The following is an 11233-nucleotide window of genomic DNA, read 5'->3' as shown; positions in this document are numbered from 1 at the left end:
CCCTCTGTGTACCTGGTGGAGCCCGGGGCGAAGGCGGAGATCCTTTCCGTGGCCTTCGCGGGCGCGGGCCAGCACCAGGACCCGGGCGGCAAGGTGATCCACGCGGCCCCCTACACCCAGTCCTCCATCGTGAGCAAGTCCATCAGCAAGGACGGCGGCCGGGCCGGCTACCGGGGCCTGGTGAAGGTGTACAAGGGCGCCCGGGGGAGCAAGTGCGCGGTGCGGTGCGACGCCCTGATCCTGGACGACCGGTCGCGGTCCGACACCTACCCCACCATGGAGATCGACGAGGAGGACGTCCAGATCACCCACGAGGCCACGGTGTCCAAGGTGAGCGACGAGCAGCTCTTTTACCTCATGAGCCGCGGGATCCAGGAGGACGAGGCCATGAACATGATCGTGCGGGGGTTCATCGAGCCCATCGCCAAGGAGCTGCCCCTGGAGTACGCGGTGGAGCTGAACCGGCTCATCGCTCTGGAGATGGAAGGATCCGTAGGATGAGCGAGGCAGTGACGCGTGCCCTTTCGGATGCATGGGCGGAACCCGGGTGGATGCGGCGGTATCGCGCCCGGGCTCTGAATATGTTCGAGGCCTTGCCCCTCCCCGGGTCTACGGAGGAGGCGTGGCGGCGCACGCCCGCGGAGTGGCTGCTGCAGGAAGAGCTCCTGCCCGCGGTGGAGGAGGCGGGCACGGGATCCCTCCCCCGGGAGGTCACCGACGCCCTGGCGGTGGAGGAGGATCGATCTGGGGCCGTGGTCAACCGGAACGGTGCCCCCCTCCTGGTGGAGTTGGATCCCGCGCTCCGAGGCAAGGGGGTGATCTTCGTAGACCTACGCACCGCGGCCCGGGAGCACCCGGAGCTCCTCGAGCGATCCCTGGGTTCCGTGATTCGCCCCGAGGAGAACAAGTTCACCGCTCAACACGCGGCGTACCTGAGTGGCGGGTCGGTTCTGTACGTGCCGCGGAACGTGGAGATCTCCAGACCCTTCGTGTACGTGGAATGGCTGGAGGCGGACCGGATCGCCCTGTTCCCCCACCTGCTGGTGATCCTGGAAGAGGGGGCCGAGGCGACCCTGGTTCAGTTCTTGCGGTCCGCCCCCGTCCGTGCGGGGTTCGTGAACCTGGGGGTGGAGATTCGGTTGGGAGATGCTAGCCGGCTGCGGTATGCGTGTGGGCAGAATTGGGCCTCGGAGGTGCGTGAGTTCGGAGTGGTGCGGGCGGAGGTGGGCCGGGATGCGAGCCTGGCCAGCTTCGTGAGCGCCTTCGGGGGGAGCGTGGTCAAGGACTTCGTGCAGGTGCATCTCCGTGGCCCGGGCGGATCCAGCGAGATGCTGGGGGCCTTTTTCGCCTCAGACCACCAGCACTACGACTACCACACCCTCCAGGAGCACTGTGCCCCCCATACCACCAGCGATCTCCTGTACAAGTACGCGGTGCTGGATGCGGCCCGGACCATTTTCGCGGGGCTCATCCGGGTGCATCCGGGAGCGCAGCGCACCAATGCCTTCCAGTCGAACCGCAACCTTCTCCTCTCCCCGGATGCCCGGGCGGACAGCAAGCCGGAGCTGGAGATCATGGCCAATGACCTCCGGTGTACCCATGGATCCGCGGTGAGCCGGATTGACGAGCAGCACGTGTTCTACCTGCAGAGCCGGGGCCTCACCCGTCGGCAGGCGGTGCACATGATGGTCGAGGGGTTCTTCAGCGAGGTGCTGGACCGTCTGCCCCGAGAGAACCTTCGGTTGCACCTGGAGCAACTCGTGGCGCGGAAGATGGGGGCGGAAGCCCCCCTCGGGCGGGTGACGGCCCTACGGACGTTGCTGGAGGAGGCCCGGCGGTGAGTCAGGAACTGGAGACCTTCGTGCGGGTGGCGAAGACGAGCGAGATCCCCGTAGGCCGGGGCAAGGCCTACCAGGTGGCGGGCAGGCGGATTGCCGTCTACAATCTCGGCGGGAGGTTCTATGCCATTGACGACCGGTGCACCCACGAGGAGGCATGGCTGTCGGAGGGGCCGGTGATGGGGGAGATGGCGGTCTGTCCGCGCCACGGCTCCCGATTCCACATTCCCACGGGACAGGTGAAATCCCTGCCCGCGGTCCGCAACGTGGCCACCTATGAGGTCCGGGTGGAGGGGGAGGACGTGTACGTGAACCCCACCCCGCGGATGCGCACCGGTCGGATCCACGAATAGGAGGGGGCATGCCCCTGCCCGCGGACGTCCGGAAGGATTTTCCCCTGCTCCAGCGGGAGCTGGATGGAAAGCCCCTGGTGTACCTGGACAGCGCCGCCACCTCCCAAAAACCCCGGGTGGTTCTGGAAGCCCTGGTGGAGTACTACCGCACCTACAATGCGAACGTCCACCGGGGCCTGTACCGCATCGCGGAGCAGGCCACTCTGGCGTACGAGGAAGCACGCGCCAAGGTGGCGGCCTTCGTGGGTGCGCGTCCCGAAGAAGTGGTCTTCGTGCGAGGGACCACGGAGGGGATCAACCTGGTGGCGTATGCCTACGGCCGGGCTTACGTGCGGGAGGGGGACGAGATCCTCACGACGGAGATGGAGCACCACAGCAACCTGGTGCCCTGGCAGCTGCTGGCCCAGGAGCGGGGTGCGTGTCTGCGCGTTCTGCCCCTCCGGGAGGACGGGACCCTCGACCTAGAGCAGCTGGATCGCCTGCTCACGGAGCGTACCCGAATCGTGGCCGTCACCCATCAGTCTAATGTGCTGGGCACCATCAATCCCATCCGCGCCATTGTGGATCGGGCCCACGCGGTGGGAGCCGTGGTGGTGGTGGACGGAGCGCAGAGTGTGCCCCACATGCCCGTGGACGTGCGGGAACTCGGATGCGACTTTTTGGCCTTCAGTGGGCACAAGATGTGCGGTCCGACGGGGATTGGGGTGCTGTGGGGCCGCCTGGACCTGTTGGAGGCCATGCCGCCCTTCCACGGCGGAGGGGAGATGATCGAACGGGTAGAGCTGGAGCGCTCCACCTACAAACCCCCGCCCCACCGGTTCGAGGCGGGGACTCCGAACATCGCGGACGCCATCGCCCTGGGGGTGGCTGTGGATTACCTGCGGGGGATTGGCATGGAGGCCATTCGGGCCCACGAGAAGCACCTGGTGCGATGTGCGCTCGCGCAGCTCGCGGAGGTGGAGGGCGTGCGCATCTATGGGCCTCGGGATCCGGAGATCCGCGGGGGAGCGGTGGCCTTTACCTTGGAAGGGGTACATCCCCACGACGTGGCCCAGGTGCTCGATAGCGAGGCCATCTGTGTCCGGGCGGGCCATCACTGTGCCCAGCCCCTGCACCGGAAGCTCGGGATCCAGAGCACCACCCGGGCCAGCGTCTACCTGTACAACACGCCGGAGGATGTGGACGCCCTGGTACGGGGATTGGAGAAAGTCAAGGCCTTCTTCGGCCTCCGGCGGTCGTAGGCCATGCTGGACGATCTGTACCGGGAGATCATCCTCGACCACTACACCCGACCCCGGAACCGGGGACGGCTGGAACCCGCGGACATCGTCATCGAGGGAGCCAACCCCTCCTGCGGGGATGAAATCAGCATCTACGCCCGGGTGGAGGACGGGGTGGTCCAGGACATCCGGTTCGAGGGGCGGGGGTGTTCCATCAGCCAGGCCTCTGCCTCCATGATGACGGAGCGGGTCCGGGGCAAGTCCCTGGAGGAGGTGAAAGCCCTCATCGAGGAGTTCAAAGGGATGATGCAGGGTGGACCTGCGGAGGAAGACCGCCTGGGGGAGCTCGTGGCGTTGCAGGGGGTTCGGAGGTTCCCGGTGCGGGTGAAGTGCGCCACCCTAGCCTGGGTGGCCCTGCAGCAGGGCGTGCGGGAGTACGAGTCTGGAAGGCGCGCGGTGGTCACCGCGTCCACGGAGGACGAGCTGTAACCCTTTCTCCTCCCACGCCCGCTTCCCGGTACACTGGAGGCACAGGAGGGAGCAAGCTGCCCGAGGGAGAGGGCTGGATCCCTACCGGAGGAGCCAGCGTGCGTGAGGAAGCGGTGGAACGTGGGCGTGTGCGGGCGGCCCAGGGCATGACCTTCCTGAGCCTGCTGCTCATGGGATTCCTCGCGGTGGCGCAGCTGCGGGCGGGCCAGAAGGTTTCCGAAGCGCCGGAGGTCCGCACCCGGAACCTCTACGCCCTGGCGAGCATGTTGCGGCGGGAGCGGGAGGTGCGGGAACGGCTGGAGGCGGAAGTGGCGCATCTGCGGAATCAACTGGAGCAGTACGAGCGGGCGCAGGCGGAGGGCCGGAGCATCGCCGCCTCCTTGCGGGCCCAGGTGGAGCAGCTCCGCTTGGCGCTGGGACTCGTCTCGGTGACGGGACCCGGGGTGGTGGTGCGGATCTCCGCGCCGAAGACCCCACCCCAGCAGGGTCCCGTGCTGGTCCAGTATCAGGACCTGGTGGCGGTCGCCAATGAACTATGGGCCGCGGGAGCGGAGGCCATGGCGGTGAACGGCCAACGGATCACCGCCACCAGCGGCTTCTCGCAGGTGGGGGGCACCATCCTGGTAAACCTGCAGCGTCTGAGCCCGCCCTATGAGATCGCAGCCATCGGAGATCCCGCTACCCTGGAAGGCGCCCTGACCATCCGGGGAGGACTTGTGGAGGGACTGCGGGGACTGGGCCTGGAGATCCGGATCGAACGGCGGGAGCAGCTGGAGCTTCCTCCGTACGGGGGGATCTTCGAATTCCGGCACGCGAGGCCCGGGAAGTGACCTACGACGTGCTCGTGGCGGGCGCTTCCTTCGCGGGGCTCGCGGTGGCGCAACGGGTGCAGGGCCGCGTGGTGCTGGTGGACCGGTACCCCGTGGGAGCTCATCAGACCTCTGCCTGCGGCGCCCCTGTCTCCCTTCTCCGGGCCATGGGGGCGGAGGAGGCGATCCTGCAGATCCATCACCGGATCGTGGTGCACATGCCTCGAGGAACCTATGTCTGGCCGCTCCATGGGGAGCCCTTCTGCACCTTCGATTACCGCCTCTTCGGCCAGCTGGCCCTGCGCCGTGTGCGGGCAGAGTTCGTGCAGGCCTCCGTGCAGGGCATGGTGGGAACCACCGTGCACACTTCTGCGGGAGCCTTCCGGGTGCGGTTGGTGGCGGACTGCACGGGGTGGCGGGCTGCCCTGCTGCAAGCCACGGGCGGCCTGGGACGGCGGCGCTGGCTGGGATTCGGGCTGGAGACGGAAGTCCCGTGCACGTTCCCGGAGGGCCTGCACTTCTTCTTCTGGCCTGACGTCAGCCCCGATGGGTATGCCTGGGCGTTCCCTTGCGGGAAGCGCGTCCGCCTGGGGGTGCTCTCCTATGGGGGACGAACCCGAGTGCGGGAGGACCTGGAGCGGTTCGCCCGCCGGTTCGGGGTGGAGCCCCAGGGTTACCACGGCGGCTACCTGGAGTTCGGCCTACACAACCCCGTAGTTGGTTCCGTGTTCGGCGTGGGAGATGCGGTCGGGCAGTGCCTTCCTCTTACGGGCGAGGGGATTCGGGCCGCGGTGCACGCGGGGTGGCTGGTGGGGCACCTGTTCCAGCAGATCCTGGAAGGCCGGTGCACCGTGGAGCAGGCCCGCGACCGCTATCGAGCCTACGTCGCTGCGCAGCAGAGAAGGATGAAGTTCCTGACGCTGGCGACACAGGCCGTTCTGTACCTCCCCGGCTGGGTTGTGGAGCTCTTGGTGCGTGCCTTCTCGTGGCCTCCCCTCCGACAGCGGTTCCTGGCGGAGTACTTCGCCACCTTCGGGCCGAGCTCTGCCTCCGGTATACTGGAGGGTGAGGCCGGGGTGGCGGAACTGGCAGACGCGGCGGACTCAAAATCCGCTGGCCTGCTGAGGCCGTGTGGGTTCGACTCCCACCCCCGGCACCAGGGCGGATAGCTCAGCGGGAGAGCACGTCCCTTACAAGGACGGGGTCGCAGGTTCGATTCCTGCTCCGCCCACCAGCGCGGGTGCCTGCGGGAAGAGAACAGGGTGGACCGCACGCATGTTATAGGTTCCGGGTGGCGTGGAGCATGGCGATGTAGGCGAAGGCGCAGGCCGGGCCCAGGGTGCCTCCCGGACCTGGGTAGGTGCGCCCCATCACGGAGGCGCTGGTGTTCCCCGCCGCGTAGAGTCCCGGGATGGGCGTGCCATCCTCCCGCAGCACACGGCCCCACGCGTCCGTCAGCAGCCCTCCCTTGGTCCCGAGGTCGCCGGGATACACCGCGGTGGCATAGAACGGAGGCCGGTCAAGAGGTCCCAGGTTGGGGTTGGGACGCACCCGGGGATCTCCGTAGTAGTTGTCGTAGGCGTTCTCCCCTCGCTGGAAGTCCTCATCCCTTCCAGCCCGCGCCATGCGGTTGAACCGTTCCACGGTGTGCACGAGGCCGTCGGGGTGGATGGCGCACCGGCTCGCCAGCTCCCGCAGGGTACTGGCCCGTACCAGGAACCCTGGGCCGGTGGCGGAAGCGGGGGTGAATCCCGGAGGTAGAAGGCCAAACGGGTAATAGCGGCGATGCTTCGCATCGATGACGAGCCAGGCAGGGATGGCGGGGATCTCCCGGTGGCGCTCGTACTGCCGGTGGCCACAGTCCACGTAGGAGGCAGACTCGTTCATGAACCGTTGACCGCTCGCATCCACGATGATCGAGAAGGGTAGCGAGCGCTCCCACAGCAGAAAGAGCGGCCGACCCTGGGGGGTGAGGGCGGTGGGTCCCCACCAGGCATCGTCCATTAGGACCACCGCGGCGCCGATGGCCTGGGCCGCCCGGATGGCGTCCCCGGTATCCGCAGGCGCAGCAGAGGTCCACGCGGTGGAGATGGGATGCGGGTGGTACCGCTCCCGCATCTCCCGGTTGTGCGCGAATCCGCCGGCCGCCAGGAGGACTCCGAAGCGGGCCCGGATCCGTACAGATCGGTTGTGATGCCGCACCACGGCGCCTGTCACGCCTCCGTTCTCCACCAGGAGTTCCAGAAGAGGACTCTCCAGCCAGATGGGAACGCCGCGCTGCAGCACGAGCCAGAGGAGCTGTCCGATAAGCGACAGCCCCATGGTGAGCGGGAGACGACCCCGGAGACGGTGAGCGGCCCATCGACCCAGAACCCGTAGGGCTGCAAGCGCTCCGCGGGGCGTCCGCCGCATCAGGGCGAAAGCCGCGGCCTCGTTGGTGTGGATGGGAATCGCTGGCAGATGGGGGTGCCGGTGCAGTCGGGCCAACCACGGGCCCAGTTGCCGGCCGTCGAAGACCGCTCCCTCGATGCACCGGCCCGCGAGGGAGGCCCCAGGCCGGTCGGGGTAGTAATCGGGGTATCCGCGCGCCGCGCGCCACCGGAACCCCAGGCGCTGCAGGAATTCCACCATCCGTGGCCCGTGCTGGAGGAAGGCCCGGCGACGTGCCGGTGAGGAGGCCGGGCCGACATCGCCCACCACGTGGTCGAGGTAGGTGAGGGCGGCTTCGAAGGAATCCTGAACCCCCGCCGCGCGGCTGACGGGGTTGTTGGGGATCCACAGGCCCCCTCCGGACCACGCACTGGTTCCCCCCACGAACGCGGTCTTCTCCACGATGAGAGGCTCAAAGCCGTGCTCTTTCACCACGAGTGCGCCCACGAGTCCCGCGGCTCCGCTGCCCACGATCAGGACATCCGTCTGGTAATCGAAGTCCGACATGAATCCATCCCCTCCCGCGTGGCCTGCCCGTGCCTCCATGGTGGAGGGGCTAGGCGCCTTCGGGCAAGAAGCTTCCCTAGGATTAGACGTTTCTGTACACTGGGCGTAGAAACCAGTGCGCGGAGGACGCGCCATGAGGCTTGCGGGAAAAGTAGCGCTCGTCACGGGAGCGGGAGCGGGGATCGGGAGGGCCATCGCGGTGCGGTTCGCGGAGGAAGGAGCCGCGGTGGTGGCCTCGGACATCGTGGCCGAGCGGGTGGAGGCGACGGTGGCAGCCCTCCGGGAGCAGGGAGGGAAGGGGGTGGGAGTAGTGGGAGACGTTTCCTCGGAGGCTGACGCGGACCGCATGGTGGAGAGCGCCGTCCGGGAATTCGGCCGCTTGGATATCCTGGTCAACAACGCGGGGATCATGGACCGCTTCCTGCCGGCCGCAGAGACGCCCACGGACCTGTGGCGGCGGGTGATGGGCGTCAACCTGGAAGGGCCCTTCTTCCTCTGCCGTCGGGCCCTCGGGCACATGCTGGAACAAGGCGGTGGGGTGATCGTGAACATCTCGTCCGTGGCGGGATTCCTAGGAGGTCGGGCGGGCGTGGCCTATACCGTTTCCAAACACGCCCTCATCGGTCTCACCCGCCACATCGCCCAGCACTACGGAACCCGGAACATTCGGTGTAACGCCATCTGCCCAGGGGCCATCCAGACGGGGATCCCGCTGGGCGGGGAACCCCACGCGGAAGCTATGCAGCGGGTGATGGGGTTGATGTCCTACATGCCGCGTCCGGGTCAGCCGGAGGAGGTGGCCCGGGCCGCCCTGTTTTTGGCGAGCGACGAAGCCAGCTACGTGAACGGGGCGATCCTCGTAGTGGACGGCGGGTGGACGGTGGTGTGACAAGAGCCCGCGGGGATTGACAACCCCACGGCTTTGTGCTAAAGGACAGGCAAAGGCTTGTCCGCCCCGTTGCGGGTGCAGGCCCCGTAGCCTGAAAAGCCGGCCCTGAGGCCCCAGGCGGAGTCAGTTCCGCCTGGGGCCTTCCATTTTTCGTGCGGGAGGGAGTATATGGAGCTGCGCACGCGGTCGCAGAATGCCATCGAACGCCTCAAAGCCGAAAAGGACGGACTGGAGGTAGGAGCCCATATCCCCCGGTTCGCGGAGCTCGGCTGGGAGCGGATCCCCCGGGACGACGTGGAGCGGCTGAAGTGGTGGGGCGTTTTCCTGCGCCGTCAGAGCGAAGGAGAGCCCGGCTACTTCATGCTGCGCGTCCGCATCCCCAACGGGATCGCCACCGCATCCCAGGTCCGGGAGCTGGCCACCCTCAGCCAGCAGGTGGGCCGGGGGCTCATGGACGTCACCATCCGCCAACAGATCCAGCTGCGGTGGATCCGGATCGAAGACGTGCCGGAGATCCTGGAACGGCTGCAAAGGGTGGGCCTGACCACCCTGCAGACGGGTATGGACAATGTGCGCAATGTGGTGGGATGCCCCCTCGCGGGCCTGTTGCGCACAGAACTCTTTGACGCCTCTTTGGTGGTGCGGGCCTTCACGGAGCGCATGGTGGGGAATCGGGCGTACACAAACCTTCCCCGGAAGTTCAACGTGACCATTACGGGCTGCGTGGAGAACTGCACCCACGCGGAAACCCAGGATCTAGCCCTGGTGCCCGCGGTGCGAGGGGAGAAGGTCGGTTTCAACGTGCTGGTCGGCGGAAAGATGGGGTCTGGCGGCTACCGCATCGCAGTCTCCTTGGACGCCTTCGCGTCCCCGGAGGAGGCCCCGGAGGTGTGCGAGGCCATCGTGGCAGTCTTCCGGGACCACGGATTGCGGGAGGCCCGCGGCAAGGCCCGCCTGAGCTTCCTGCTGGACGCGTGGGGCGTAGAGCGGTTCCGGGCCGTGGTGGAGGCGTACCTACGCCGCCCGCTTGCGCATGGGGGACAGGATGCTCGCCGATCTGGACACAGCGACCACCTGGGGGTCGTGCCGCAAAAGCAGCAGGGGCGTTGCGCGGTAGGCCTCTGGGTACCCGTGGGCCGCCTTCGGGCCGAGCAGCTGTTGGAGCTCGCACGCCTGAGCGAGGTGTACGGGGAATCGGAGGTGCGGTTTACCACGTCGCAGAACGTCCTTTTGCCCCACGTGCCGGAGTGGCGGCTGGAGGCCCTGCTCGCCGAACCCCTCCTCCGGGAGCTGCCGCACGACCCGCCGCCCGCTCTGCGGGGGCTGGTAGCCTGCACGGGCACGGATTTCTGCAACCTGGCTCTCATCGAGACCAAGCGTCGGGCCCTGACCATCGCCCGCTCGCTTCAGGACCGGGTAGAGCGGTCCGTGACCGTGCACTGGTCTGGATGCCCCGCGGGGTGCGGGAACCACGGGGTAGCGGACGTGGGACTCGTGGGCAAGAGGGTTCGCCTCGGCGCCGCCGTGGTGGAGGCCGTAGACGTGTACGTAGGCGGCAGCAGTGGGCCCGAGGCCGCCACGGCCGTGAAGCTCCTGGAGGATGTGCCCTGCGATGCCCTGGAACCCGTGCTCGAAGCCCTGATGCGTTACGGGAACTTCGAGGAACTGCGCGCGCGGCTGAGGGCGACCGCAACCAGTGCTCCCACGGCCCGGGAGGTCGTCCCCGGAGGGCCCGTGGTGCAGGCCCCGGACGGCGCAGGGGGGCACGGGTGAAGAGCCCCATCGTGGTGGAAGTCGGGAGGGGATGACATGGCCTACGTGATGCCCGACCGCGTGGTGCAGAACATGGTGCAGGCGGGGGCTGCGAAGGCCCGGTTGCGGGTATCGGACCTGCTCGTCCGGGGATTTCTCTCCGGTGCACTTCTGGGGGTTGCCACCACCCTGGCCCTCACCGCGCAGCTCCAGACCCGCGTCCCTCTGGCGGGTGCCTTGGTCTTTCCCGTAGGGTTCGTGATGATCGTGCTGCTGGGACTGGAGCTGGTGACGGGGAACTTCGCGCTGGTCCCCCTCGCCGTTCTGGAGGGACGGGTGGGAGGACGGGAGCTGGCGCGGAACTGGACCTGGGCGTTCCTGGGGAACTTGCTGGGCGGCATGACCTACGCGGTGCTGTTCGTGGCCACGGTGGCACCGGATTCCGCGATGGCCAAGCTGCTCGCAACCCTCGCGGAGGCGAAAACCCTGGGATACGCGCGGCTGGGAAGCGATGGCCTACGAATCGCCTTTGTGAAGGCCCTCCTTTGCAACTGGATGGTGACCTTGGGAGTGGCCCTCTCGTTCAGCTCGCAGGGCACAGGGGGCAAGATTGCGGCCATGTGGCTGCCCATCCTGACCTTCTTCGCTCAGGGGTTCGAACACTCGGTGGTGAACATGTTCGTAATCCCCGCGGGGATCCTGAGCGGCGCACGGGTTTCCGCCTGGGAGTGGTGGATCTGGAATCAGATTCCCGTCACCGCGGGGAACGTACTGGGAGGTCTCGTCTTCACCGGGTTTGCGCTGTACTTCGCACACAGGCAGCCCGGGAGGTTGGTCCGATCGCTCCCTGAATCAACCCTGCGGGAGGGCAGGCGGGAGGGATAGAGGGGTGTACTATCCGGTGATGTTGGATCTACGGGGTCGGCGGTGCGTGGTGGTGGGGGGA

Annotated in this window: 10 protein-coding genes and 2 tRNA genes; 11 read left to right on the top strand and 1 reads right to left on the bottom strand. The window is 67.5% G+C overall.

Annotated elements, in window-relative coordinates; translation table 11 throughout:
* From N0A24_11900 to N0A24_11865, 8 genes are all read left to right on the top strand, one after another.
* Positions 1–501: SufD family Fe-S cluster assembly protein (locus N0A24_11900; GenBank protein ID MCS7174043.1), on the top strand; the 501-nt coding region annotated here is incomplete at its 5' end.
* A complete protein-coding gene (sufD, locus tag N0A24_11895) occupies positions 498–1841 on the top strand; it encodes a Fe-S cluster assembly protein SufD (GenBank protein ID MCS7174042.1) in 1344 nt (447 codons plus the stop codon). The genes N0A24_11900 and sufD, both read left to right, overlap by 4 nt.
* Positions 1838–2191: a non-heme iron oxygenase ferredoxin subunit gene (locus tag N0A24_11890; GenBank protein MCS7174041.1), complete on the top strand. Its 354-nt coding sequence runs from the start codon at positions 1838–1840 to the stop codon at positions 2189–2191. Before sufD ends, N0A24_11890 begins: the two co-directional genes overlap by 4 nt.
* An 8-nt stretch (positions 2192–2199) precedes the next feature.
* Positions 2200–3432, top strand: a complete 1233-nt coding sequence (locus N0A24_11885; GenBank protein MCS7174040.1) for a cysteine desulfurase — start codon at positions 2200–2202, stop codon at positions 3430–3432.
* 3 nt (positions 3433–3435) lie between these two features.
* Positions 3436–3900 (top strand): SUF system NifU family Fe-S cluster assembly protein, encoded by a 465-nt coding sequence (locus tag N0A24_11880; protein ID MCS7174039.1) that lies wholly within the window; start codon positions 3436–3438, stop codon positions 3898–3900.
* A gap of 98 nt (positions 3901–3998) precedes the next feature.
* Complete coding sequence (locus N0A24_11875) at positions 3999–4730, top strand: DUF881 domain-containing protein (protein MCS7174038.1); 732 nt, start codon at positions 3999–4001, stop codon at positions 4728–4730.
* Positions 4731–5779: 1049 nt separating this feature from the next.
* A tRNA-Leu gene (locus N0A24_11870) sits at positions 5780–5868 on the top strand.
* Positions 5869–5943 (top strand) — tRNA-Val (locus N0A24_11865). It begins immediately after the preceding tRNA gene.
* 44 nt (positions 5944–5987) lie between these two features.
* On the opposite strand, the gene N0A24_11860 is transcribed toward N0A24_11865, so the two are convergent.
* Complete coding sequence (locus N0A24_11860) at positions 5988–7646, bottom strand: FAD-binding protein (protein MCS7174037.1); 1659 nt, start codon at positions 7644–7646, stop codon at positions 5988–5990.
* Between the two features lie 133 nt (positions 7647–7779).
* Between N0A24_11860 and N0A24_11855 the strand changes: the two genes are divergently transcribed.
* The 3 genes from N0A24_11855 to N0A24_11845 all read left to right on the top strand — a co-directional run bounded on the left by N0A24_11855 (position 7780) and on the right by N0A24_11845 (position 11172).
* Positions 7780–8535 (top strand): glucose 1-dehydrogenase, encoded by a 756-nt coding sequence (locus N0A24_11855; GenBank protein ID MCS7174036.1) that lies wholly within the window; start codon positions 7780–7782, stop codon positions 8533–8535.
* 168 nt (positions 8536–8703) lie between these two features.
* Positions 8704–10308, top strand: coding sequence for a ferredoxin--nitrite reductase (locus N0A24_11850; GenBank protein ID MCS7174035.1), 1605 nt, complete (start codon positions 8704–8706; stop codon positions 10306–10308).
* Between the two features lie 36 nt (positions 10309–10344).
* Entirely contained in the window at positions 10345–11172 is an 828-nt protein-coding gene (locus tag N0A24_11845) for a formate/nitrite transporter family protein (GenBank protein MCS7174034.1), read from the top strand.
* Positions 11173–11233 lie beyond the last annotated feature (61 nt).

Source organism: Armatimonadota bacterium (genome assembly GCA_025059775.1).
In the GTDB taxonomy this organism is placed as follows: Bacteria; Sysuimicrobiota; Sysuimicrobiia; order Sysuimicrobiales; family Sysuimicrobiaceae; genus Sysuimicrobium.
The sequence above is the reverse complement of the archived record's forward strand: the minus strand, read 5'-3'. Positions and strand labels throughout refer to the sequence as shown.

What these genes read in the sequence shown, in the direction of transcription:
- sufD (MCS7174042.1), top strand. Translation starts at nt 498, where the DNA reads ATGAGCGAGGCAGTGACGCGTGCCCTTTCGGATGCATGGGCGGAACCC.
- N0A24_11885 (MCS7174040.1), top strand. Translation starts at nt 2,200, where the DNA reads ATGCCCCTGCCCGCGGACGTCCGGAAGGATTTTCCCCTGCTCCAGCGG.
- N0A24_11880 (MCS7174039.1), top strand. Translation starts at nt 3,436, where the DNA reads ATGCTGGACGATCTGTACCGGGAGATCATCCTCGACCACTACACCCGA.
- N0A24_11860 (MCS7174037.1), bottom strand. Translation starts at nt 7,646, where the DNA reads ATGTCGGACTTCGATTACCAGACGGATGTCCTGATCGTGGGCAGCGGA.
- N0A24_11855 (MCS7174036.1), top strand. Translation starts at nt 7,780, where the DNA reads ATGAGGCTTGCGGGAAAAGTAGCGCTCGTCACGGGAGCGGGAGCGGGG.
- N0A24_11850 (MCS7174035.1), top strand. Translation starts at nt 8,704, where the DNA reads ATGGAGCTGCGCACGCGGTCGCAGAATGCCATCGAACGCCTCAAAGCC.
- N0A24_11845 (MCS7174034.1), top strand. Translation starts at nt 10,345, where the DNA reads ATGGCCTACGTGATGCCCGACCGCGTGGTGCAGAACATGGTGCAGGCG.